The organism is Desulfogranum marinum, from assembly GCF_016918565.1.
Classification (GTDB): Bacteria; Desulfobacterota; Desulfobulbia; order Desulfobulbales; family Desulfobulbaceae; genus Desulfogranum; species Desulfogranum marinum.
Map to the genome: position 1 here is coordinate 46,704 of NZ_JAFFQD010000006.1, position 23,008 is coordinate 69,711.

Genomic DNA, 23,008 nt, shown 5'->3' on the forward strand with positions numbered 1-23,008 from the left:
ATGCTTTCACCAAGTCATATACAATCTCAGTATACAAGACATCTCCACTAGTTACGACGGTCCACACCAACAATGTCCTGCTCTAATTGCAAGCTACTGGAGATACTGAACCTCTCCATCTCCCTAAAAAAGATTGCCAGACAAAGAAAAAAGGCGAAGTCAACCATCGCTGACTCCGCCTTTTTTCGGTGTGTAAAATCTTATTTTTTTTACAATTTCCAGGACAATCCGATGGTCACGAGATGCGCCGCGGCATCGTCAAAGGTTCCGTTAATGGTATCCTGGGTAACTGTACGGCTGTCCTTCTTATCATAGAGATAGGCAATTCCCACCTCCATATCTTCGGTCGCCTTGTAGCGCAAACCTATGGAATAAAGCTGTGCATCTGAGTCGGGTAACTCAAAACCAAGGGCCTCACTGGGCGCAGGGTTTTCATCCAGTGCAAAACCAGCCATGAGCACAAAATCATTTTTAAAATCATACTCTATGCCCATGCGAAAGGTGTTCGTATCTGACCAGTTTCTTGCCATAGGCTGGTCAAACACCGCTGTGAGTACAGGGTTACCGAGGGAAACAGGATAATCGAAATCAAGTGTTTCATACTCTGACCAGTACGTCCTATCATATTCCAATTCAACGGTCAGTTGATCAAAAAAGGTATAAGAGGCCGCAATAGCCAAAACTGCAGGAACAGGAATAGCAACATCAACATCACCGTTGTAAGTACTTGGCCCCAAGGAAGTAGCCAGTCTTGCCGTACCGGTTACATCAAGATCAACCTTAGAGCGGTAGGTAACCGAAATGTTCAGGTCCTCAACCGGACGCGCTGTCAGCGCAATATTATAACCAGCTTCCCAGGCATCACCGTCCATATCGCGACTTATGCCAATTCCGGTGGGGGTCATCCCCGTGCTCTTTACCTTGCCATCTGCATAGATCCCCCGAATGCCGACTCCAACGGAAAACTGATCACAAAAGCGATAGGATATGGTTGGATTTGCCTCAAAAACCTTAAGGGTAAACTCTTCAGCAAAGGTTCTTGGAAACGGATCATGCCACTGCTTAGACAAACCTGCCGGTGCGGTAAAAGAAAAACCTACACGGAAATCGCCGTAATAGGGAGACACAGCAAAAAAGGTTGGCAGAAAGAAATTTTCTTTTTCCGATTCACCGTTGTACGATGGGGTTCTGCTGTCAGTATATGAAATTGAGGCAAGATGTATCCAGGTAGCATCTACCTCCAGATATCCCCGGTCGTCAAGCCATGACATATTTGCAGGATTATAATACGTTGCATCTGCCCCAGGGGTATACGCCACGTAGGCTCCTGCGCGTGCTGTGGAATTGACCGACTGCTCAGGTATCCTCCACCCCGATCCATATGCTGCCCCCGCTCCTACAAGTAAAACCGCTGCCACCACTGCAATTTTTTTCATCTCCCCTCCTTTTGTATTTTCGGTTGAATCACACATGCATATTGTCTGCTGAATACAAATATCTTTTAATTTTATGAGTTGCCGTTTTTATGAACGGCTCGCGCCGCTCCAATACGCGAGAAAGCCTTGAAGAAGGGGGCAATTTTTCATTTACTTCTACCCGCATCTCTTCCAACATGGACGAGATAAAATGATGTCGCTGCGTGCGACTCTTACCAACAGTTTTATTATCAATAAATTCATAATCCGGGTACACCCAGACTTCCAGTACACCGCGATTTTCCACAACAAGAGACTCAACCACATAGGGGCATGAATTCACTTTATGCTCGATGGCCTCTGGATAGACATTTTCTCCATTTGACAGCACTATAACCGATTTTGAGCGCCCCTTAATGTACAGATTGCCCTCGCTGTCTAAAAAACCTAAATCGCCGGTTTTCAGCCAACCATCTTCTGTAAAAGTGGCCTGGGTTGCTTCAGGATCATTCAGATAGCCCTGCATAATATTGGGACCTCTTGCCTGAATTTCACCAATACCATCTTCAAAACGGCCTTCATCAATACGAACTTCCACCCTTGGCACCGGCTTACCAACCGATCCCAGGTTGACGGTCTTGTCACCATGGGGGCCGCCGGCAAGCAATGGAGAGGATTCGGTTAGCCCGTAGCCAACCAAAAAGGGAAAGCCTGCATCGCGCAGAAAAGTCTCGACCTCAGGATTAAGGGCAGCCCCGCCAATACCCATGAGCTGCAGCCTTCCACCGAAAAAGTCGGTGAGTTTGCTGCCGATTTTTTTATACACCATTTTTCTGCCTATATTAAATCGGCAGGCAAAAGAGAGCATCTTGCTCTTCTCAACCGCTGGAACCACCCGTTTCTTGAATATTTTTTCGATAACCAGCGGCACGACCAGCATCACATGGGGCCGCTCTTTTGCACAAATTCGCTGTAAAATTGCAGGAGTCGGCGTTTTCCCAGCATACACAACACGTCCGCCGGTCAACAGGGGCAGCAGGAAACCAGTTGTAAATTCATAAGTGTGTGAAATCGGTAGTACAGAAAGGAAAACCCATTCTGCCTGAATATCCATAACACCGCTGGCCGAATACGCATTGGAACACAAATTTTCGTGACTGAGCACCACGGCCTTGGAAAAGCCGGAAGTCCCGGAAGTATACAAAACAGAGGCAATATCTTCGGCCTTAACTACTGGAAAAGTTAACGTTTCGTTTTCCGCCTCAGCTGCGAACTGGTCGAGTGCCTTGTCTAAAAAGCTACTCAATGTCTGCAGGGTAATGAGCCCGGTATCATCGATATAATCATCAAGGGTTACAACTGTGCTAAGCTCTTTTTTGAGATCATAAATTTTTTCTATTTGTCTCTGGGTGAGAAAAATAATATCACATTCCATTTCATTGAGGATGTGATGGACGTCGGCTTCCGGCAAGTCCGGAAAAAGAGGCACGACATGGGCTCCTAACCTGACAATGGCAAAATAAACCATGCCCCAAAAATGTGAATTTTCGCTGAGGATGGCCACCCTATCACCCCGCTTGACTCCCAGAGAAGCGAGATAGGCCGCCAGACTGAGAATCCGAACATGAAACTCCTTGTAACTTAAGGGTTTCTCAAGGGCCATTCCTGTAGCAGGTAAATGGCGAAATCGCCTGCAGCTTATGTCAATAAGTTCATTTAAAGTTGCCGCATTTTCCTGGATAGCTGGCAGATTTTCAGTGGAGATGGTATCAACGGGTATTTGTCCGTCATGCTCCTTGTTCTCTATTTTCATTTCATCGTTCATGCTATTCTCCAGATACAGACCTTAGCCATTGTCATTTTGGACTGTTGATACCATAAACAATGAGAGTTTTCAAAGGAAACGGGCTCAAATGGCTTGACAGTCAACTGACACCGATATTAAAATTCCAATTCTTTTCAATTGATCAAAATCAAGAGATTCATTCTCATGCAACGAGGCATACCTTTTTTTCTTTTTCTCTGTTTCTGGTGTTCGCTTTTTCATGTCCAGGATGTTGCGGCTATGCAACTCCCGGTCCTGGAAAACAGTGCCAAGACGAGACCAGGCGCCCAAACTGGCGAAGCAGCTACGCAAATTTCTGCTCCCAGTCATCCTACGACATTCGGAAGGACCGCTTCCCAGAATCAAGTGAACTCAACCTCAGCGGTTATTTCCTTGGGGGAAGCATACAAGATCACAGCGGTTAAGAGGCGAATTGGCACTCCAACCAAAGAGGAGCGCGTCCATCTGCCAAAAATCAACAAACAAATCAGTTCCAAGTGCGTGATGGTAATGGATGCGGTTACCGGAGAGACCATCTTTGCCAAATCACCCGATACCCCTCGCCAGCCGGCCTCCACCATCAAGGTGCTCACAGGGTCGATCGCTTTAAAATTGTTAGAGAAGAGAGAAAAAGTAGGTGTTAGTCAAAAGGCATCCCGAATGCCGAGTTCGAAAGTCTACCTCGATCCAAAAAAAGACTACCTGGCTACAGACCTTATCAATGCAGTGCTGCTCGCCTCAGCCAACGATGCCAGTGTGGCATTGGCTGAAAAAATAGCCGGAAACGAAAAAAAATTTGCTTACATGATGACCTTGAGAGCAAAGCTGTGGGGAGCAAAGCGTACAATCTGCAAAACAGCATCCGGACTCACTGCCAAGGGTCAACAGTCAACGGCAAGAGATCTGGCAAATATATTCAGACATGCCATGCAAAATGCTGAATTTGCCCGTCGGATGAAAAAACGCAAAGTTGTAACCACTGAGGGAAAAACGCTCTACAATCACAATAAAGCGCTGTGGCGGGTAAAGGGAACGCAAGCCGGAAAAACGGGTTATACATCAGCAGCCCGGCAAACCTATGTCGGTCAATTTTCTCGAGACGGGGAACGTATAGTGGTCGCAATCATGGGCAGCGAAACCATGTGGAGCGATGTGAAAAAACTTGTTGACTACGGCTTCAAGAAAAAACAGCAGCTTCGCTACGCCAAGGCGGCGGCTTCCCCCCCGGCAGCGGCCATCAACTAACGTTAAAGGTTTGCACCCACATCCAGACTGTTAAGCACATTTCATGGATTATTTTTCCAGTTGTTGACTTACCAGGCTAAGAAGGACGTCACGTTTGAAAGGTTTCTCAAGGGTTGCAATATCACCTAAATAGCCGGCCATGGTCAAATAGCGTTCCGCCTTAATTGCGCCACCACCGGAAATGGCCAGTATTCTGAGGTCAGGATAATCCCGGACCAATTCCATGATAAACTTGAGCCCATCTTTCACGGGCATAATCATATCGGTAATCACAAGGTCAAAAGAATATTTGCCCACAAGCGACATACCATGTTCACCGTTTTCTGCGGTATGCACTTCATAGCCTTCTTGAGAAAGCATCTGTGTCAGCATTGTGCGAATCTGATCCTCATCATCTACAACTAGTATCCGCTTCAAATGACCCAACTCCTATCAAAGGGTAATAATGTAAACATATTACCCTTATAATAGCAGTGAGAAGAGCTACCAGGCAACTGCTTTTTACACTTTTTCTATTTTACCTTTCTACAGAATCTTCCAAAACCACCCGGAATAGTCCCAGAGGCCCAAAATGCCCTGCCGTGTTTATAGTCGACAAACCAGTATCCACCTGGTTTTCGGGTGGCATCGACAAAAACAAACGGCTGTGCTGCCGAAAAACAGGGATGGAGATACTGGTCTTTGCTGTTTTTTTCTTTGCACATCAACGAGAGCCCTTCGGCCATGGTAGGCAGGCGCCAGTCATCATATCCTGCAAATTTTTCTTTATTGTGTTTTTCCACTTCCCGCCGCATAGAGCGATTGCTCATGATGTCCGCCCCTTCCCGCTGCCACATCAAACCCGACTTCTTATCAATAACAGTCTTCCCATCTCCACTGTCAACGAGACAACTCTCATAGCTGCCATCAGGTTTACGCTCATGGTCAACGAGGTTGTACGTGGTGACCAGCTCCACCACATCTTCTTCACTCAACTCTGATGGTTGATCCGGAAATTCTACCGATTCTACATCCTCGCCGGCTTCGTCAACAGTTGGTAGCCCTGAGGAACCAAGAATATCAATACGTTCGTCCTCAATGGGGATAATTTTTGAATCATCTTCAGTTTCGATAACGTGCTCAATCAGCCACGTTCTAAGCCGTTCATTGATGGGATGGGTACGCTCGAACATGGCCACCTTTCCCTGCTCACCAACACATTCATCGACCAGCTCCTGCGGGGCAAGAATTTCTGCTACAACCCGGGCATGTTTAATACCCCGCTCCATGAGACATAACTTCGAAGGTTCTCCCCAAGCATCAATAAAAAAGTAATAAACCCGCTCATTCTTACTGCGAACACGCTCCACACCACCCCAACTTTCGAAGGTACCAAAGGTGTATTCCGGAGTCATATCCCAATCGATGGTAGGCATTCCCGGAATTTGCAGTTTTTTGAACAGTCCCATAAATCCTCCTTAAGTGTTTAGAAAAAATCTAAAACCAAGTAGAGTGTTGGCAAAAATAAAATCCTCTCATTTTATATAATGATTATTATTATCAGGTCAAGATGAATCAGCTGACAACCTTTCCCGCTGGCCTTCCTCTGCCTCTAGGCACTTCACCAACCCCTGCAGGAATGAACTTTGCTCTTTTTTCCAGAAATGCCGACGCAGTTACCCTTATCCTCGAGTTCAAAAAGCGCGGTAAGCCTCAGCAACTCAAAATAAAGCTTCACCCGAAAATTAATAAAACAGGGGACATATGGCACATCCTCATTCCTGAGCTGAGCATGCCCTGCTATTACGGCTACCGGATATCCGGGCCTTTTGACCCGGAGGGAAGCGGACATGCTTATGACGATTCACTCATTATCCTTGACCCCTATGCAAAAGAGCTGCGCTCCTCTCATTGGGGAGAGAAATGGGGAGGCCTGGGAAAACAACCCTGCTGTCGTATCCAGCCGCCACATTACGACTGGGAAGATGATCGTCCGTTGAACATCCCTCTCAAGGACTCTGTTATTTATGAACTCCATGTTCGCGGATTCACCCAGGACCCATCATCACATGTTGCTCATCCAGGTACCTTCAAAGGAATTACGGAAAAGATCGAATATTTGCAGGATTTGGGGGTCACGGCCGTAGAATTAATGCCGGTCACAGAATTCAATGAGAATGAAACACTCTTTATCAACCCCGAAACAGGTGAAAAGTTAAAAAACTACTGGGGCTACAGCCCGCTGTCCTTCTTCTCTCCAAAATCCGGCTATTGCAGTCAACCAAAGGATCCTCTCAATGAATTCAGGGACATGGTCAAAGCGCTGCATAAAGCGGGCATAGAAGTTATTTTAGATATTGTCTACAACCATACTGCAGAAGGAGGCATCGATGGTCCGACAACCAGTTTCAGGGGAATAGACAATACCATTTATTATCTACTCGATCCCTGGACCAGAAACTATCTCAATTTTTCCGGCTGCGGCAACACCTGCAACTGCAACCATCCCATTGTCCGCAGCCTCATTATGGATGCCCTCCACTGGTGGGTTATTGAGATGCATGTGGATGGTTTTCGCTTTGACCTAGCCTCCATCCTGGGTAGGGACTCCAACGGGCATGTCCTCGCCAATCCGCCGATGGTTGAAATGATCGCCGAAGACCCTGTGCTTGCCGACACAAAAATTATCGCAGAAGCCTGGGATGCAGCCGGCTTATACCAGGTAGGGAGTTTTTCAACGCATCATCGTTGGGCTGAGTGGAATGGTAAATTCCGCGACGATGTCCGTTCTTTTATGTGTGGTCATAAAAATACGGTTGCCTCCCTTGCCACCCGCATCGCAGGCAGCTCTGATCTCTACCAGCACAGCGACAGACGCCCGTGCAACTCAATTAATTTTATCACGAGCCACGACGGCTTTACCTTGGCTGATCTTGTCAGTTACAACCACAAACACAACCTTCCAAACGGAGAAGACAACCGTGACGGAGACAATCATAACATCAGCTGGAACAGTGGCAAAGAGGGGCCGACCAACGATAAAGCTGTGTTGGCACTCCGCTCCCGTCGATCTCGAACCATGCTTGCCATTCTCTTTCTCTCCCAAGGTGTGCCCATGATTGTGGCTGGTGATGAGTTTTCCCGCACTCAACAGGGCAACAATAATGCATGGTGCCAGGATAACGAGACAAGCTGGCTCAACTGGCAGCTCTGGAAAAAGAATGAAACCATGTTCCGCTTTGTACAGCAGCTGATCCGATTGCGCCGGGAGCATGTTGTTTTTAGGCGCGACGATTTTTTCCTCACCGCTGACAATGCAGACGAACCTCTCCATATGCAGGAAATAAGCTGGCATAGTCTTTTACCAGGTCAACAAAACTGGTCAGACGGGTGTCACACGCTGAGCTTTCTCCTCAACGGCTCCCAGCTGCCGGAAGAAGACGATGATTTTTACGTGATGCTTAACGGTAATATCCAGACAACCAAGACATTCACCATTCCAGCCCCACCAATACGACCACACCAAAGGATCTGGAAAAAAATAATCGACACAGGGCTCAGCGGTCCTGAGGATTTTATGGAGTTACATGCGGCACCGACCGTAAAAAACGGTGCCCGTGTGATTGTTCCGAACATGGGGTGTGTGGTGCTCCAGTCCACCATCGCAAAAACAGATAAGGGAAAAAAATGAAAACATTGCTCATGCTAGGCGATTCGCTTGTCGAATGGGGTGATTGGCCTACACTGCTGCCGGAATACAACGTTATAAACAGAGGGATGGCCGGTGAATGTACCGAAGGGCTCGCAGGCCGGCTCATAGATGAAATTAACAGTACCGCCGAACCTGATGCAGTCCTGATTCAGTCAGGAACCAACAACCTGCTCATGGGATCGCCGCACTTTCCTGCAATCCACTCCAGTATGGTGCCAACCATCCGCACCTTTTACCCTTCCTGCTCCATTATCATCAGTTCTCTGATGCCCATGTCCATAATTCCAAGCCATAAGCTGGAGGAAATCAACAAACAACTCCAGGAGATAACCACCCAGACAGAAAACTGTTTTTATCTTGATATGGTTCCCCCGTTCAATGAAAAATGTTTGCCGATAACAAAACCCGGATTCCTCAATGACCAAGTACACCTGAGCACACGAGGTTATCAGGTATGGGCCGAGGAAATAGCAACATTTTTACAGGATGTCCTACAATAAGGAACAACGTTGACAATCTCTCGGTCACGGCTTATCAATATTGCTGTTATGGGTGGCACTGGCTGCGCTTTCCCTGATCAACCCGAATTTCTCATGAGCTTTTTGATTACAAACTCAATTATTTGATATTATTACTTAAAGAGTATTTGCACAATTAACAGTCTGTTTTTCGTTTTCAATCAAAAAGTTCCCCCTTCGGGTCAATAGATTTTTCCACAGGTTCTGCGTTACAAACCACTTGCGGTAGTTTACTATCGGAGTCTACGCTTACCTGCTGCGCGGCTTGAGCCTTGCCCTGCGAAAAACTTTATTGATGAGAAATCCGGGCAAATAACAATTGACCACTGCGTATACACAAAAATATACTTGGAGATTCCAGCATGAACCGCATCTTTTCAGCCTTATATACAGCAACCCTGATCCTGCTGCCTGCAGCTGCTTTTGCTGCTGCCGAAGTTACACCACCGACAGCAACAATGGCCGAACAGGGCCTGCGAGGGACCGTCACCGAAACCATGAACACCGGAGGCTATACCTATCTTCGGTTGAACAAAGGCGAACAATCCGTCTGGGTAGCCATCCCGGAAACAAAGGTGACAAAAGGTGCGGAAATTACCTGCAGACCAGGCATGGAGATGCGCGACTTTGAGTCAAAAACACTCAAACGTACCTTTCCGTCCATCATTTTTTCTCCAGGCGTTGCAAATGCCGAGGAAGCTCCTATGCCTTCCCCTCATGGTATGACAGCCAAAGCACCGGCCACAGACTCGGGCTTTGCCCAAGCCTTAGAAGCTGAGCAGCAACACCCAGCTACAGAAACCATGGGTGTGCAACCCGTTGGTCAATCGCCGGGAAGCCTTGGCGCGATTGTTCCTTCCAAAGACATTGTAGTGGAAAAGGCCGGCGGCAGCAGCAGTTACACTGTGGGGGAATGTTATAGCAAAGCAAAAGATCTGGATAAAAGTTCAGTCACAGTACGCGGCAAAGTGGTCAAAGTCTCCCCCAGGATCATGGGCAAAAACTGGGTCCACCTTCAAGACGGCACCGGGAGTCCCATGCAAAACACGCATGATCTGGTTCTAACCACCCAGGAGCTGCCGGAAATGGGGACAATTGTTACCTTCAGCGGCACCCTTCATGCCAATCGGGACTTTGGCGCTGGTTACAAGTATGCCGTGATCATCGAAGAGGCATCAATCAAACAGTGATGTAATTTCCAAGACGAGATTTATCCATGGAACAGAAAATTCATCCTGCACAAATAGGATTCGACTTTGACGGTGTTATAGCTGACACTGCAGAGGCTTTTATTCGGATTGCCTGTGAGCAGTATGATTATTGCGGTATCGAGCTTGAACATATCACCCGATTTGAGGTGGAAGAATGCACAGAGCTTCACTATGAAATTGTGGAGGAAATCTTTACCTCGATACTCCATGATTCAGTTGGCACCCAGCTGATGCCCATGAAAGGAGCGATCCAGGTCCTTGAGGAACTCAGCACCCATGCACCGATAACCATCATCACCGCAAGACCGCTGGCTGACCCGGTGCATCGCTGGATGGAGGAGCACATGCCCTCCCCTCTTATCAATAAAATTAGACTAGTTGCCATGGGCGACCACGACGACAAGGTTCGCCATGTCCACAGACTGGATCTCTCCCACTTCATTGATGATCGTGCAGAAACCTGTAAACAGCTTGAACAGGCAGGGGTTAGATCAATCCTCTTTTCCCAGCCCTGGAACCGCGCCCACAACACTCTCCCCGCCGTACAGAATTGGGAGGAAATCCGTGCCCTTTGTCTTTGATAAACGACAGCAACCCTTATAAAAAAACATGAATACCCCAAAGACCGACACCTCACCCACCGTCTACCGAAATCCAACCCCAACAGTGGATATCATTATTGAAATAGGCGGAGGAATTGTACTGATTGAGCGCAAAAATGAACCACTCGGCTGGGCATTGCCCGGCGGTTTTGTTGATTATGGGGAATCATTTGAACATGCTGCAAGGAGGGAGGCAGAAGAAGAAACGGGGTTACAGGTCACTCTCACCCACCAGTTTTATACCTATTCCGACCCGTCCAGGGATGCTCGCCAACATAACAGCTCTACCGTGTTTATAGGTACCGCAACCGGCAAGCCCAAAGGCGCTGACGATGCAGCACAAGCCGTTATTTACAACCAGGACAACTTGCCGTCCCTTGCCTTTGATCACCAGCAAATACTGGACGACTATTTTCACTTCAAAAAAACGGGCAACAGACCTGCAATCACGCAAGCGTAACAGCCCAGAAAAAAATAAATTGCCGGTGACAGACCAAAAGTTGTCTATCACCGGCATCAAACATCATCTCTAAAAAAGCATTTTTAACAGCAGATAGCTTACCAGCCCCACACCTATGGAGCCATAGATCAACAGTCAGGGCGTGCAGTTATCACCGGCTTTTTTAATGATAACTGTCAGCGCTATCACTCCTATCACAGCTGCTGCTGCCAGTAAAAATATATCTTTCACGGCCTGCTTCCTCTCGTTTTATCCCCTGACCCGTACACCGGTCTTTTTTCTCAGCCGAATGGCCTTAGGGGTAATTTCAACTAATTCATCATCATTTATATATGCTATGCACTCTTCCAGGCTCATGTCAACCGGCGGGGTAAGAACAACAGCATCATCTGAACCAGAGGCCCGCACGTTGGTCAACTTCTTTCCTTTTGCCGGATTCACAACCAGATCCGCAGGGCGACAGTTCTCCCCTATAATCTGTCCCTGGTAGGTATCGATACCCGGGCCAATGAAGAGCTGCCCGCGTTCCTGAAGGTTAAACAACGCATAAGCCACAGTTGTGCTCGTTTCCTTGACCACCATAACACCGTTGATACGCTGCTGCAGTTCGCCCGCATAAGGCCCCCATTCGGCAAAGACATAGTTCATCACACCCATGCCTCTGGTATCGGTCAAGAACTGCGAACGATACCCGAGTAAACCGCGGGTTGGCACCTTGAATTTCATTTTTGCCATCTGATTCTCGACCTGCATGTCGAGCAACTGGCCTTTTAGTTTGCCCAGCTTTTCAATCACGACCCCCTGGTACTGTTCATCCACATCCACCGAGAGCTCCTCATAGGGCTCCATCATTTTCCCATCCTGCTCCATCATGATGACTTGAGGACGGGTGACCTGGAACTCGTAGTCTTCGCGTCGCATTTTCTCAATCAAAATGGAAAGGTGTAGCTCCCCCCTGCCGGAAACCTTGAACCCCACCCCTTCGGTCAGGGTTTCAACCTTGAGGGCAACGTCGGCCAGGGTTTCTCTTGCCAGCCTTTCTTCCAGATGGCGCGAGGTAACAAATTTTCCATCCTGGCCCGCAAACGGACTATCATTGGGAATAAAATGCATGGAGATGGTGGGTGGATCGATCTCAATCAACGGCATTGGCTGCGGATCATCAGGGTCGGTAAAGGTGACCCCAACAGTAACATCCACCATCCCGGCGACAGCGACGATGTCCCCAACAGTTGCACTTTCTGCCGGCACCTTTTTATCACCGTCAAAAAGAAAAATTTTATTAATCCGAACCGGCGAGATGGTCCCATCACGCCGAGCAACAGCAAGATTGGAGCGCAAATCCAACCGACCGTTGGCCACCTTGCCGATACCCAACCGCCCCATATACTGGGAGTAATCTATGGTATTCACCTGCATTTGCAATGGAGCTTCCGGATCACCTTTTGGTGGTGGAACGTGGTCGACAATCATATCAGAGACAACGTGCATCCCTGTTTCTGCAGACACGGGATCATCGAGCTCATTAATAGCATAGCCGGCTTTAGCAGAAGCATAGATGACAGGAAAATCAAGAACGTCATCAGGAGCGTCCAGGCGCACAAGCATGTCAAACACCTGATCAACCACCCAATCACACCGAGCAGCAGGCTTATCGATTTTATTTATCACAACCAGGATGGGCAGTCCTGCTGCCAGTGCTTTTTTCACTACAAAAAAAGTCTGCGGCATAGGGCCTTCCTGGGCATCGACGAGAAGCACTGCTCCATCTGCCATGCGCAGGACCCTTTCCACCTGTCCTCCGAAGTCGGCATGCCCCGGGGTGTCAATAATGTTTATCTTATATCCCTTATGAATATAAGAACCATTTTTGGATGCAATGGTAATCCCGCGCTCGCGCTCAAGATCCATGGAATCCATCAGACGCTCGGCAACTTCCTGATTGTCACGAAACATGCCGCTCTGGCGAAATAACTGATCAACAAGGGTTGTTTTGCCGTGATCGACATGAGCGATAATTGCGACGTTTCGAATGTTTTTCTGCTCCATACTTTCCCGCCTCTGCCAGGAAGATTTGTCTCTCTGTCCCCCCAAGAGGGGGTAGACGACATGCATACATTATCAAGCAATGATAATGTGCTATGATGTCAATTTAGGTAACGTGTAAAAGAAAGCATACACTGTCTTGCATGCCGAAGGTTATCAAAAAAAGCGCTGAGTCTACAGCAAGAGACGTAAAAGCACAAGCAAACTCTTGTAAAAAACGCACTTACAAGCAGATAAACTCCAGCACGATCACATGTACCTGTTGCAGGCATACCCTGGCCTGCTCACCAGTCAGCAAATAATTCTCTGCGGTTGACAGCAGAACGACGAAGAACGGGAACATGCTCGTCAACATAATCTATCACCACTGCCTTTTTCCCTGGAGCCGGACGCATAATTCGGCCGACTACCTGCAATAGACGGCCTGCAAACTTGATGGGGGTTGCTAAAATAAGAGTCGTTAACCCAGGACAATCAAATCCTTCGCCGATGAGCTGGATGGTCGAAATAAGCACTTCTACCTTGCCCTGCAGCACATCCTGCACGATCTGTTCCCGCTGCTCCTTGCCTACCTGCCCGGTGAGCAAAGCGACATGAACATCCCGCGCCCGCAGCAGCTCAGCAAAAATTTCACAGTGCGCAACCCGGTCGGAAACAAGCAATATAGTCCCCTGGTGTCCCTTCTTGATCAACTCTGCCACATCACCGGCAATCTGTAGATTGCGTTGCTCATTTTTGGCCAACGCTTTAATCAGTTTGGCATATTCCCCCCGATAACCATAGGTAAATTCAGTGGCTCGTTGAATAAACTCAGGCAAAACAACCGCTCCGCTGGCAGCCAACTCTTCACTGGCAACCCTGTGGATACGGTCGCCCATATAGGTATAAATCAACTTGGTCATGCCATCTTCTCTACGAAAGGCTGTCGCAGAAAGACCCAACATATAATAGCTATCAAAGGCAGCCACCACGTCTGTAAAAAGACTAGCCGGTACCCGGTGACATTCATCGACAATAATATGACCAAACAGGTGCGGCAAAGTGTCCAGCTGTTTACGGGCGGTATTGACTATGGCAACGGTCACCGGCTGCAAGTCCAGCACTCCGTCACCCGCCTGTCCGGCACTGATATCCAAAAACTGCGCAATTCGTTCTTTCCACTGAAAGAGCAGCTCTTTAGAATGCACAATCACCAGGGTTGGCTGCCGACGTCTGGCAATAATATCAAGAGCCATAACAGTTTTACCAGAACCTGTTCCAGCCTCCAGTACTCCAAAAGAATGCCGACACACTGCCTCCACGGCATCACGCTGATAAGGACGCAGTTCTCCCTTAAACTCCAGAGCAAGGGGATCACATCGCCACCGCTTATCAACCACCTGCGGCGTAGCACCGGCCAGACTACGACAGATGCGGACTGCCTGATTACCAAATCCCCTGGGAAAGCAAAGATCGCCGCCGCATTGCGTATAAAAAGAGAGCGTTGGCTTGAGCTGTTTGCCTATCCACCGGCCATATCGCTGAGCTGCCTTATATTTGGGATTATCAATGGTCAGTGCTGAGCGTATTTTCTCTTGTAACGCTTCAGGCGCCCCTTTAAGGCAACACTCCTTACCCACCACCAGCTCTATCTGTTGCCGGGATGGCTTGCCATGTTTGCCCCTCTCTGGTACCTTGCCGGTGCTCCCTGCCTCCATCTCTTCTCCTAGACCTGGATTTCTCATCATTTCAGGCGGCGTCAGGTTCAAATTTTTTGTTTATGAATAGGTAAGCGCAGACTCCGGGTAAGCGCAGACTCCGGGTAAGCGCAGACTCCGATAATAAATTATATTCATCATCAAAAGACTGAAGAAGATGAGGCTTGATGGACTGACCTTTGGTGAACACTGTGCAAAACTGTTAACTCCATTTGAGCTTGCATAACAAACAGAAATTGTGTGTACTTTAACAAGTTGACACAATGCTCATGAAAAATCCGGGCTAAAAATACCATGCCGAATACCCTTGCCCATCTTGGGGTACAGACCATAGCCACCAAGGCCGTGGATCACACGATTGACGTAAAGTGGATTGCTGTTGGCTGTATTATTCCGGATATACCGTGGATCATACAGCGTATTGTTCACTGGCTTGCTCCCGGCGTTGATTTCATCACCCTGCGCGCATATACCATGGTGCAGGCTTCACTTTTTTTCTGCCTGCTCCTCAGTGGTGCTCTCTGCCTGCTCGCTTGCAACAAGAAAATCCTCTTTTTGGTATTAAGCGGCAACAGCCTGCTCCATCTGCTGCTGGACAGCCTCCAGATAAAATGGGCCAACGGGGTCCATCTGCTCGCTCCCTTTTCCTGGCACCTGACCTCTTTTGGTTTGTTCTGGCCGGAGCACTGGGCCACCCAGGCTCTTTCTCTTTTGGGATGTATTGTACTGCTGTTTTTCGCTTTTTCAGATCGACATCAGGAACTTGACCTGGTCATTAAACCACTCAACACTCTTTTTGCCGGCCTGCTGCTGCTCTTTTACCTTGCAGCACCGCCTCTTTTCATGGACGGCCCTTTTGCAGCCGACAACCACTTTATCCAAACCCTTCGCGATCAAGCGACACGACCCGGCAACACCTTGGCCATTGACCGCGGCAACTATGACCCGCAGACATCAACCATCCAAATTTTTACCGGAGAAAAACTGCACATCCATCCAATGGCGCTTGCTGAAAAAACAAAAATTTCTCTACAAGGAATTTTCCAAGACCGGAACACTGTAAAAGTGACGGCCTATCACGTTCATTCCAGCCAGCGGGACCTTTATTCTTTTGTCGGCATTTTTACGGTACTTGCCATCTGGCTGCTTGCGATCTTTAGAAAAAAAAGTAAAGTAGCTCAACGTAAATAAACCCAGTCACTTTTCACCTACCACCTTCTTTTTATGATACGCTCTATTTTTTATCTCTTGCTGTTTGTATGTGCTGTTACTCTTTGTGTCCCTCTTGTAGCTGGAGCAGCTGAGAAGAGCCGTGACAGAGATATCATTATCACCCTTCCAGCAGAGACAGTACTACACTCATTACAAAAAATGCTCCCCCTGAAAATCAATACTAATAATCCTGATCTGCAGGGACAGATCACGCTGCAATCGTTAAAGAAATTGGCAATAAACGACAATACTCTTTCCGTCCAAGGCGTTGTCAGAGGCAAAAATCTGTCAATGGTAACCACCATTGCCAATCAAAAAATTCGCCTGAAATTGGGAGAAGTTAACCTTCCTGTTTCCTGTGATCTTCTAACTCGATTTGACAAAGGGAAACAACAACTTTTCGTCACCCCATTTTTCCCTGCCCCAGAACAGTCAGACACCGGATCCGATGCAATTCGTCCGCTCTTGAAAGCGCTCGAGGGGCAGGAGTATCCTTTACAACTGGATACACTAAAGCTAACTAACTTTAAACTTGGAGAAAAGCCATTTCCTTTGACCATGGTACCCGTTGATATTACAGGGCGTGATAACGCCCTGATGATCAATCTGCAGCCGCAACCCACACTATAAGAGGGGAAAAATGGAAACTAACTGTCTGTTTTGTAAAATCATTGCAGGAGAGATACCCGCCGACAAACTGTACGAAGATGACGAGATACTGGCGTTCAGAGATATTGCGCCGCAGGCACCAGTCCATTTCCTTGTTATCCCTAAAAAACATATTAAAGGGCCGGCCGCTGTCACCAGCGAGGATGACAAACTGATCGGAAAAATTATGCGCATAGGGAATGAACTTGCCGCCAAAGAGGGTATTGACCAGTACCGGGTGGTGTTCAACAATGGTGAACAGGCCGGGCAATCAGTGTTTCACATCCACATGCACATTCTGGGCGGACGCAGCATGCAATGGCCTCCAGGCTAAAAAGACTTCTTATTCCGGCAGCATCCCGTACAGATAGTTGATAATATCTGTACGGGTCACGATTCCGATGACCTCTTTCCCTTGCTGAACCGGCAGGTGACCGATATTTTTACTCACCATCAATTCTGCAGCTTCGCTGGCAAGGGCATCGGGATGAATAGTTGCGACATCTCTTTTCATAAAGGCCTTTACCGGGCTGTTCCACTGTTTTTCTAATTTCAGCTTTTTCAGATCCCATAGCACAATAATCCCCTGTATCCCCTGCTCGTCAGCAACAATCACTCCCCGAATTTTTTCCTGCTCCATGATGGCTCGCACCTCATGCATGGGTGTTTCTGCAGGCACTGTTGTTACGGGGAAAGACATCATGTCGGCCACCAGCGCGCGTCCACTCTGATCTTCTTTCAGGGCTGCAATAATTTTCTGACGCATGAGCCCAGGTGTGACTCCAGGTTCACTGACAACAGCTGAACCAGCTCCCGGATGTCCTCCGCCGCCAAACGGAGCAAGAAGAGCATGTACATTGATGTCTGCAACACCACTGCGACCGATAATAAACTGCTTTTCATCCTGATTGACAAAAATGGCAAACACGGCATCTGCATTGACAATTTTCCTGTACAACTGAACCACCATGGCAAGTTCTGTGTATTTATGTACCCATACGACGCCGATGCTGACATGGTGGCCTTTAATATCTATCTCCTCTGCATCGCGTAAAAGACGAAACAACACCTTTTTTTGCGTCTCACCATAGGCCATGTTTAAAAAATCAACGGCAATGGTTAAATCAGCTCCCTGCTCGAGAAGAAATGCAGCCACACGAGCATCTGCCGGAGTTGTTGAACTGAAGGTCAGCTGTCCGGTATCTTCATACAGTCCAAGCAAAAACACTGTTGCCTGTAGCGGGGTAAGTTCAATATGCTGCCTTTGTATTTCTTGAACAAATAAAGTAATCGTTGCCCCCACCGGAGCCACATTTTGCCATTGCGAGTTGACATCGCCGAGTCCCATATGGTGGTCCCACAGCAGTATTTCCACATCCAAACGATCCTTTAGCGATTCCATCCGATCAAGCCGCTTCCACTGGTTGGTATCGGCTATGATCAAGCTGTCAACTTTATTCATATCAATTTCGTTTGGCAACACAACGGTGAAAGCCGTTTTGTGCAGGGCAAGAAACCGCTTAACGTTAGGATTAACATTCTTAGGACAAACAGCCACGCAGCCGGGGTAAACAAGTGTCGCCGCCAGGATGGATGCTAATCCGTCAAAATCAGTATTCTTATGGGTCGTTGCTATTTGCATGCAATGCTCTTAAAAAGGAGAAAATAATACCTGCCATAGGCCTGTGTTGCACACCCCTCAAAAAAGAAGATATGCAGTTGCAATGGCTTCCAACCAGTAGTCTCACTTCAGTGTATATAGTTATGGGGAACTGTCAAGCCAAGAAGTCGTGAGCAAGCCCTGCTTCTCTTCCTTTCCGAAGCCATCCAGCTTGTTGATTTGGAAGACATCTGGTAGATTATTTTTTCACAGGCCATGCTCAATGCAGCAGCACCGAGCTTTGTGTCCTTCCAGGCACAAAAGACGTCTTCTTGCTCTGCAACCTCCGCATTGAGCACTTTTTTTCATCCGGATCACAAGGATATGCTGATGCCAGGGCTTTACAATCAAAATGAATTCAAGGACAATTGCGGTTTCGGCCTCATTGCCCACCTTAAAGGCAATGCAAGTCATAGATTGCTACAGACAGCCATAGAGGCGCTGACCTGTATGACGCACCGAGGCGGCATTGCAGCTGATGGGCGCACCGGAGACGGCTGCGGCCTCCTGATCCGGAAACCGGATGCTTTTTTGCGCAGCATTGCCGGCAAATGCTGCGCGAACCCGCTACCTTCGGTGTACGCAGTGGGATCGGTGATGCTCAGCCAGGACAGCTCACTGGCTGAAGCTGCCCGGAAAATACTTGCAGAAACGCTGGCGACCGAAGGACTTGAGGTTGCAGGGTGGCGGGAAGTGCCTACCAATACAGATTGTCTCGGTCCCATAGCGCTCGATAGCTTACCTGTCTTCAACCATGTGTTCGTCAACTGCAATGATTTGCCGCTTGATCAATGCAATGCCAGGCTCCTGCTTGCCCGCCGCAAAGCTGAAATCCGCCTGCAACACGATCCTGACTTTCATGTCGCCAGCCTCAGCACCTCTGTTCTTTCTTATAAAGGGCTGATGATGCCCGTTGATTTGCCTCGTTTTTTTCCCGATCTGGCAGATGAAAACCTGGAAACAGCTATCTGCGTTTTCCACCAGCGTTTTTCAACCAACACCATGCCACGCTGGCCACTGGCCCAACCCTTTCGCCTTCTTGCTCATAACGGCGAAATAAATACTATATCAGGCAACCGCAACTGGGCAGTAGCTCGAACTCCAAAATTCCAAACACCGCTGCTACCGAACCTTGACGAAATCACCCCGCTTGTGAACCGAAGCGGTTCAGACTCTTCCAGCCTTGATAATATGCTTGAGCTTCTGCTTGCTGGAGGAATGGAGCTCCATCGGGCAATTCGCATCCTGATGCCGCCTGCCTGGCAAAACGTCGAACACCTCGACCCGGATCTTCGCGCTTTTTATGAATACAACTCCATGCATATTGAGCCATGGGACGGCCCTGCCGGCCTGGTCATTACCGATGGCAGGTATGCAGTGTGTGCTCTGGACCGCAATGGATTGCGTCCTTCCCGCTGGGTGCTGACCAAAGACGATATTATCACGGTTGCCTCGGAAATAGGGGTGTACAACTATGACCCATCAGCGGTGGTTGCCAAGGGGCAGCTCGGCCCAGGAAAAATACTCTCCATCGACACCCATACCGGACAACTCATGCACACCAGAGATGTGGATGAGCAATTAAAAAAGCAAAAACCATACAAACAGTGGCTTAAAGACAATACTCTTCGTATTGAAGCTACCCTTGAAAAAGAAGATATCGAACGAAAACTGCCGGAAAACATACTCAAAGCGGCTATGAAACTGTTTCAGGTTACCTTTGAGGAACAGGACCAGCTGCTGCGCCCGCTTGCGGAAACCAGCCAGGAGGCAACCGGCTCCATGGGCGACGATACCCCCATGGCGGTACTTTCCAGGCGACAACGGCCGCTTTATGATTATTTTCGCCAACAATTTGCCCAGGTAACGAACCCGCCCATCGACCCGCTGCGCGAGGCGGTGGTGATGTCGCTTGAGACCTGCATCGGTCCGGAGCTCTCGATTTTTGAAGAAACGGAACAGCATGCAAATCGCGTTAAACTGAGTTCGCCAATACTTTCCACAGGCAGCTTCAAGGCGCTGGTTAATCTTGATCGATGGGGCTATCCGGTTCAAAGGCTCAAGCTCTATCATGATCCAGGACAGGAAAATCTGCACACAGCCCTTCAGCGTTTATGTGATGAGGCTGCAAAGGCGGTCAACAATGGTGCAGTAATACTCTTGCTCACCGATGACCATTACGAACCTGACCTGCTCCCTGTCCACTCGCTGTTGGCAACCGGTGCAGTCCACCAGCACCTGACAAGGCTCGGTATACGATGCGATGCAAATATCATTGTCGAAACCGCCTCTGCAAGAGATGCACACCAGGTAGCTTGCCTTCTCGGCTATGGAGCGACGGCGGTCTACCCATATTTGAGTTATTCCGTGCTTAACCAGCTCCACGAAAAAGATGACCTCACAGTCAGCGTGGATCAGGCCTTTAAAAACTATCGCAAAGGAATCAACAAAGGGCTACGCAAGATCCTTTCGAAAATGGGTATTTCCACCATCTCCTCCTATCGGGGAGCCCAGCTCTTTGAGATAGTAGGCCTTGGCAGCGAGGTGGTTGATTATTGTTTTACCGGTACCCCGAGCCGAATCCAGGGAGCGAGTTTCAGTGATCTTCAAGCTGACCAGCAACAATTGGCAAAGATTGCGTTTACCCCTCAAATTCCAGTCCAGGCCGGCGGGGCACTCAAATTTATCTACGGCCAGGAGTATCATGCCTTTAACCCCGACGTGGTCACCACCATGCAAGCTGCAGTCACAAGCGGCAGCTACGATAAATGGCAAACCTGTGCAGAGCTGATCAATACACGCCCACAGGCAACCCTGCGTGACCTGCTTACTCTGTCCGAATCCGGTCCCTCTGTTCCCATTGAAGAAGTTGAACCGGTAGAAGCAATTATCAGCAGGTTTGACTCTGCCGCCATGTCCCTGGGTGCTTTGTCGCCGGAAGCACACGAAGCCTTGGCCATGGCCATGAACACCTTGGGAGGCAGGTCGAACAGTGGTGAGGGTGGCGAGGACCCTGCCAGATTCGGCACCAACAAGGTTTCTAAAATAAAACAAATCGCCTCGGGAAGATTCGGTGTAACCCCCCATTATCTTGCCAACGCAGAAGTACTGCAGATCAAAATTGCCCAAGGGGCCAAACCAGGAGAAGGGGGGCAGCTTCCCGGCAGTAAGGTAACGGAACTCATCGCCCGATTACGCTATTCCATCCCTGGGGTAACGCTTATCTCACCCCCACCTCATCATGACATTTATTCCATTGAAGACCTGGCACAGCTCATTTATGACCTGAAACAGGTGAATCCCGACGCTCTGGTCTCTGTTAAACTGGTTTCCCGTCCAGGCGTAGGGACCATTGCTGCCGGGGTAGCGAAAGCATATGCAGACCTGATTACCATTTCAGGATATGACGGGGGCACAGCGGCAAGTCCGCTTTCTTCCATTCACCATGCCGGATCTCCCTGGGAACTTGGACTCAGTGAGGTTCACCAGACGCTGCGGGCTAACGACCTGCGCGACAAGGTCCGGTTGCAAACCGACGGTGGCTTAAAAACGGGGTTGGATGTTGTCAAAGCAGCCATCCTGGGTGCAGAAAGTTTCGGGTTTGGTACTGCGCCCATGGTTGCCCTGGGATGTAAATATCTGCGCATCTGTCATCTCAATAACTGTGCAACAGGGGTTGCGACCCAGCGCGATGATCTCCGCCGGAATCACTTCTCCGGTACCGTGGAAAAGGCCATGCATTACTTTCGCTTTGTTGCCCAGGAAGCTCGGCAATGGATGGCCTTTCTTGGCGTACGTTCAATCAATGAACTCATCGGAAGGGTTGATCTGCTTACCCCGGTGTCCGGTGCAACAAGCAAACAGAACAAACTCGACCTAACCCCGCTTCTCCATCGCGACCCAGAGCTTGACCTTAAGCCGCAACACTGCACCATCGCCAGAAACATTCCCTTTGACCGAGGTGAGCTGGCGGAAAAAATGGTTAGGCAAATGATGCCGGACATTGAAAAACAAAATGGTGGCACTCACGCCTTTACCCTAACCAACTGTGATCGATCCATAGGTGCCAGACTTAGCGGGGAAATCGCCAAAAGGTACGGTAACACAGGCATGAACGCTAACCCGCTCAAGGTGAAGCTGACAGGTATTGCCGGCCAAAGCTTTGGCGCTTGGAATGCAGGCGGCTTGGAAATGTACCTTGACGGTGATGCCAATGATTACGTCGGCAAAGGGATGGCAGGCGGCAAAATCGTTATCCGACCGCCCCACCAGTCAACCTTCAAGAGCAACGAAACCAGCATTCTGGGCAATACCTGCCTCTATGGTGCCACCGGAGGCAAGCTCTTTGCTGCTGGTCTTGCCGGCCAACGATTTGCGGTTCGTAACTCAGGTGCCCATGCTGTTATCGAAGGGGCCGGCGACCATTGCTGTGAATACATGACCGGCGGTTTGGTCACCGTTCTCGGCGCGACCGGGGCAAATTTCGGCGCAGGCATGACCGGTGGATTTGCCTATGTTCTTGATATGGAGAACACCTTTGTCGATAAATACAATCACGAACTGGTGGAGATACAACGTATTCACTCCGGCTACATGGAGGAATACCGACATCATCTTCACATGGTGATTGAAGAGTATTGCCGGGAAACCAACAGCGACTGGGGCTGGCATCTCCTGGATGATTACATGGATTATATCGGTAAATTTTGGATGGTGAAGCCTAAGGCTGCCGACTTTTCCAACCTCCTCAACCGACTCCGCCAACGCGGTGAATAGCC

General features: G+C 48.8%; 17 protein-coding genes. 10 read left to right on the forward strand and 7 right to left on the reverse strand.

The window, feature by feature from the left end; translation table 11 throughout:
- Positions 1 to 209: 209 nt before the first annotated feature.
- On the reverse strand, positions 210 to 1,436 hold the full coding sequence (locus JWH17_RS05515; RefSeq protein ID WP_205221583.1) for an OmpP1/FadL family transporter: 1,227 nt from the start codon (positions 1,434 to 1,436) through the stop codon (positions 210 to 212).
- A 28-nt stretch (positions 1,437 to 1,464) separates the two neighbouring features.
- Positions 1,465 to 3,240 carry an AMP-binding protein gene (locus tag JWH17_RS05520; RefSeq protein ID WP_205221584.1) on the reverse strand — a complete coding sequence of 592 codons (1,776 nt, stop codon included), beginning with the start codon at positions 3,238 to 3,240 and terminating at the stop codon, positions 1,465 to 1,467.
- Between the two features lie 165 nt (positions 3,241 to 3,405).
- On the opposite strand from JWH17_RS05520, the gene JWH17_RS05525 reads away from it, so the two are divergent.
- Positions 3,406 to 4,485 carry a D-alanyl-D-alanine carboxypeptidase family protein gene (locus JWH17_RS05525; RefSeq protein WP_205221585.1) on the forward strand — a complete coding sequence of 360 codons (1,080 nt, stop codon included), beginning with the start codon at positions 3,406 to 3,408 and terminating at the stop codon, positions 4,483 to 4,485.
- Between the two features lie 48 nt (positions 4,486 to 4,533).
- On the opposite strand, the gene JWH17_RS05530 is transcribed toward JWH17_RS05525, so the two are convergent.
- Both JWH17_RS05530 and JWH17_RS05535 read right to left on the reverse strand, forming a co-directional pair.
- Positions 4,534 to 4,902 (reverse strand): response regulator, encoded by a 369-nt coding sequence (locus JWH17_RS05530; protein ID WP_205221586.1) that lies wholly within the window; start codon positions 4,900 to 4,902, stop codon positions 4,534 to 4,536.
- 95 nt (positions 4,903 to 4,997) lie between these two features.
- The gene (locus tag JWH17_RS05535) at positions 4,998 to 5,933 is read right to left on the reverse strand and encodes an Lcl C-terminal domain-containing protein (RefSeq protein WP_205221587.1); all 936 of its coding nucleotides are present in this window, start codon (positions 5,931 to 5,933) and stop codon (positions 4,998 to 5,000) included.
- Between the two features lie 101 nt (positions 5,934 to 6,034).
- Between JWH17_RS05535 and glgX the strand changes: the two genes are divergently transcribed.
- From glgX to JWH17_RS05560, 5 genes are all read left to right on the forward strand, one after another.
- A complete protein-coding gene (gene glgX, locus JWH17_RS05540) occupies positions 6,035 to 8,155 on the forward strand; it encodes a glycogen debranching protein GlgX (protein ID WP_205221588.1) in 2,121 nt (706 codons plus the stop codon).
- Positions 8,152 to 8,676 carry a GDSL-type esterase/lipase family protein gene (locus JWH17_RS05545; protein ID WP_205221589.1) on the forward strand — a complete coding sequence of 175 codons (525 nt, stop codon included), beginning with the start codon at positions 8,152 to 8,154 and terminating at the stop codon, positions 8,674 to 8,676. Before glgX ends, JWH17_RS05545 begins: the two co-directional genes overlap by 4 nt.
- Positions 8,677 to 9,056: 380 nt before the next feature.
- The gene (locus tag JWH17_RS05550) at positions 9,057 to 9,884 is read left to right on the forward strand and encodes a DNA-binding protein (RefSeq protein ID WP_205221590.1); all 828 of its coding nucleotides are present in this window, start codon (positions 9,057 to 9,059) and stop codon (positions 9,882 to 9,884) included.
- Positions 9,885 to 9,910: 26 nt separating this feature from the next.
- A complete protein-coding gene (locus tag JWH17_RS05555; RefSeq protein ID WP_205221591.1) occupies positions 9,911 to 10,486 on the forward strand; it encodes a 5' nucleotidase, NT5C type in 576 nt (191 codons plus the stop codon).
- 28 nt (positions 10,487 to 10,514) lie between these two features.
- Positions 10,515 to 10,967, forward strand: coding sequence for an NUDIX domain-containing protein (locus JWH17_RS05560; protein ID WP_205221592.1), 453 nt, complete (start codon positions 10,515 to 10,517; stop codon positions 10,965 to 10,967).
- A 249-nt stretch (positions 10,968 to 11,216) separates the two neighbouring features.
- On the opposite strand, the gene typA is transcribed toward JWH17_RS05560, so the two are convergent.
- On the reverse strand, positions 11,217 to 13,016 hold the full coding sequence (gene typA, locus JWH17_RS05565; protein WP_205221593.1) for a translational GTPase TypA: 1,800 nt from the start codon (positions 13,014 to 13,016) through the stop codon (positions 11,217 to 11,219).
- A gap of 281 nt (positions 13,017 to 13,297) precedes the next feature.
- Positions 13,298 to 14,710 (reverse strand): DEAD/DEAH box helicase, encoded by a 1,413-nt coding sequence (locus JWH17_RS05570; RefSeq protein ID WP_205221594.1) that lies wholly within the window; start codon positions 14,708 to 14,710, stop codon positions 13,298 to 13,300.
- A 294-nt stretch (positions 14,711 to 15,004) separates the two neighbouring features.
- On the opposite strand from JWH17_RS05570, the gene JWH17_RS05575 reads away from it, so the two are divergent.
- The 3 genes from JWH17_RS05575 to JWH17_RS05585 are packed head-to-tail and all read left to right on the forward strand — an operon-like array spanning position 15,005 to position 16,904.
- Positions 15,005 to 15,901: a hypothetical protein gene (locus JWH17_RS05575; protein WP_205221595.1), complete on the forward strand. Its 897-nt coding sequence runs from the start codon at positions 15,005 to 15,007 to the stop codon at positions 15,899 to 15,901.
- Positions 15,902 to 15,934: 33 nt separating this feature from the next.
- Positions 15,935 to 16,552, forward strand: coding sequence for a hypothetical protein (locus tag JWH17_RS05580; RefSeq protein ID WP_205221596.1), 618 nt, complete (start codon positions 15,935 to 15,937; stop codon positions 16,550 to 16,552).
- A gap of 10 nt (positions 16,553 to 16,562) precedes the next feature.
- Complete coding sequence (locus JWH17_RS05585) at positions 16,563 to 16,904, forward strand: histidine triad nucleotide-binding protein (protein ID WP_205221597.1); 342 nt, start codon at positions 16,563 to 16,565, stop codon at positions 16,902 to 16,904.
- Positions 16,905 to 16,913: 9 nt separating this feature from the next.
- On the opposite strand, the gene JWH17_RS05590 is transcribed toward JWH17_RS05585, so the two are convergent.
- Positions 16,914 to 18,212 carry a CBS domain-containing protein gene (locus JWH17_RS05590; RefSeq protein WP_205221598.1) on the reverse strand — a complete coding sequence of 433 codons (1,299 nt, stop codon included), beginning with the start codon at positions 18,210 to 18,212 and terminating at the stop codon, positions 16,914 to 16,916.
- A 345-nt stretch (positions 18,213 to 18,557) separates the two neighbouring features.
- Between JWH17_RS05590 and gltB the strand changes: the two genes are divergently transcribed.
- Positions 18,558 to 23,006, forward strand: coding sequence for a glutamate synthase large subunit (gene gltB, locus JWH17_RS05595; protein WP_438941062.1), 4,449 nt, complete (start codon positions 18,558 to 18,560; stop codon positions 23,004 to 23,006).
- The last annotated feature ends 2 nt before the right edge of the window (positions 23,007 to 23,008 follow it).

Coding starts and splice junctions, on each gene's coding strand:
- JWH17_RS05515 (WP_205221583.1), bottom strand. CDS start 1,436: ATGAAAAAAATTGCAGTGGTGGCAGCGGTTTTACTTGTAGGAGCGGGG.
- JWH17_RS05520 (WP_205221584.1), bottom strand. CDS start 3,240: ATGAACGATGAAATGAAAATAGAGAACAAGGAGCATGACGGACAAATA.
- JWH17_RS05525 (WP_205221585.1), top strand. CDS start 3,406: ATGCAACGAGGCATACCTTTTTTTCTTTTTCTCTGTTTCTGGTGTTCG.
- JWH17_RS05535 (WP_205221587.1), bottom strand. CDS start 5,933: ATGGGACTGTTCAAAAAACTGCAAATTCCGGGAATGCCTACCATCGAT.
- glgX (WP_205221588.1), top strand. CDS start 6,035: ATGAATCAGCTGACAACCTTTCCCGCTGGCCTTCCTCTGCCTCTAGGC.
- JWH17_RS05545 (WP_205221589.1), top strand. CDS start 8,152: ATGAAAACATTGCTCATGCTAGGCGATTCGCTTGTCGAATGGGGTGAT.
- JWH17_RS05550 (WP_205221590.1), top strand. CDS start 9,057: ATGAACCGCATCTTTTCAGCCTTATATACAGCAACCCTGATCCTGCTG.
- JWH17_RS05555 (WP_205221591.1), top strand. CDS start 9,911: ATGGAACAGAAAATTCATCCTGCACAAATAGGATTCGACTTTGACGGT.
- JWH17_RS05560 (WP_205221592.1), top strand. CDS start 10,515: ATGAATACCCCAAAGACCGACACCTCACCCACCGTCTACCGAAATCCA.
- typA (WP_205221593.1), bottom strand. CDS start 13,016: ATGGAGCAGAAAAACATTCGAAACGTCGCAATTATCGCTCATGTCGAT.
- JWH17_RS05570 (WP_205221594.1), bottom strand. CDS start 14,710: ATGGAGGCAGGGAGCACCGGCAAGGTACCAGAGAGGGGCAAACATGGC.
- JWH17_RS05575 (WP_205221595.1), top strand. CDS start 15,005: ATGCCGAATACCCTTGCCCATCTTGGGGTACAGACCATAGCCACCAAG.
- JWH17_RS05580 (WP_205221596.1), top strand. CDS start 15,935: ATGATACGCTCTATTTTTTATCTCTTGCTGTTTGTATGTGCTGTTACT.
- JWH17_RS05585 (WP_205221597.1), top strand. CDS start 16,563: ATGGAAACTAACTGTCTGTTTTGTAAAATCATTGCAGGAGAGATACCC.
- JWH17_RS05590 (WP_205221598.1), bottom strand. CDS start 18,212: ATGCAAATAGCAACGACCCATAAGAATACTGATTTTGACGGATTAGCA.